Raw genomic sequence first — 1,546 nt, forward strand, 5'->3', positions numbered from 1 at the left:
GGTTTTAAATAACTTCACGCTCAACCCCTGCCAACATAAACATGTAGAAAGTTGTCGCAAACTTTTTAGTTCGCGCTCTTCACCAATGTCGTTTTTTATAGTCGAGATAAGCGATAGATCAACTTTTAAGCCTGCTTAAAATGTAACCAGATCGACCACTCTCGGAGAACACCTTTCTCGATAAAAACACCCATGATAGTGGCGTCGTCAACACCCGCTCTGCATCGCTGAAAAAGACTATGTGCTTAACAATCCATTTCGTTTACCACCCACGCAAAACGAGAGCGTTCATATTCAATACGGGCGAATACGCAAACCGATTTCACCAATGCTGAAAAAGAAAGGCATCATCACGCACATTTCGTTTTTTGCTCTCGGTTTTAAATATAGCGACTTAAACGATCCAATCGATGAGAGACCACGCATGCGCTCCCATCACCATTGTTTTTAGTATCTTTTATCATTCAAACTTTATGTTGCGGCTTTTTTCTTGCTAAATTGAAAGACCTCTAACCCCTTTGATGCACCAATGAGAACGAGCAAGCTTGGCACGGCGTTTAATCAACTTGATCACGTGATATCAGAGCACGCAGCGCTGTGGCAAGAAAAGCCGTTTGTCAGTAAGCAGCTAGCTTGGTTCAAATATCAACCCGCCCTCAAACACGATCTATTAAGCTTGGACGACCAAACGGCGCATGCGCTGCATCGCGACCCTGTTGCTCGTATAGACTGGTTCAGGCAACGAATGCCAGAGTTATGCGACGCTCTGTACAACTATTCTCCAGAGCCAATTCAAGCCCACACAGACTTATCGATAGGCCCTTTTGACCAAGTTGGAATTCCTGGCCGAAAATGGCTGCAGGTGCTGGCTTTTGCAAAAAGCCTAAACAAAATAAACACGCCCATTATTGATTGGTGCTCGGGAAAAGGACATTTAAGCCGAGTTGTTCAACGCAGTATGAAGCAACCCGTTCATTGCCTTGAGTGGGACCAGAAGCTCGTTGATCTGGGAAGCAAACTGGCAAAGCGAGACCGACTCGAGATCTATTACCACCACCAAAATGTGTTGGCACCTTTGCCAGATTTTTGTGCGCACCCTGAGCACACGTTTATGGCGCTTCATGCCTGCGGCGACTTGCACATTGAGATGCTCAAGCAAGTAGCATATTACCGCTCCAAGGCGTTGATTCTCTCTCCCTGCTGCTACCAGAAAACCAAAGACCAACAATATAGGCCGCTCTCTATGGTCGGCAAAAAATCACAAATACAGCTTGATCGATCCGCGCTCCAGCTCGCGGTGCAGGAGACCGTCACAGCCAGTCAGGGCGAGCAACGGAAAAGAGAAAAAACACAGCGGTGGCGCTTGGGTTTCGACGCATTACAGCGCGATGTGCGCAAGACCGATCAATACCTCAGCATTCCTTCGATAAAAAATCATCTACTGTCAGGAAGCTTTGCCTCTTTCTGCCAATGGGCAGCAAAAGAACGACAGTTAACTCTTCCTGACGATATCGATTACGATCTGTATCTAAGGCGCGGGGAGGAT

1 protein-coding gene is annotated in these 1,546 nt (G+C 46.8%); it reads left to right on the top strand.

Features of this window, described 5'->3' with window-relative positions; translation table 11 throughout:
* Positions 1-529 precede the first annotated feature (529 nt).
* The coding region (locus A3750_RS16200; protein ID WP_068548445.1) for a methyltransferase at positions 530-1,546 on the top strand (1,017 nt) is incomplete at its 3' end.

It is taken from the genome of Oleiphilus sp. HI0079, from assembly GCF_001635105.1.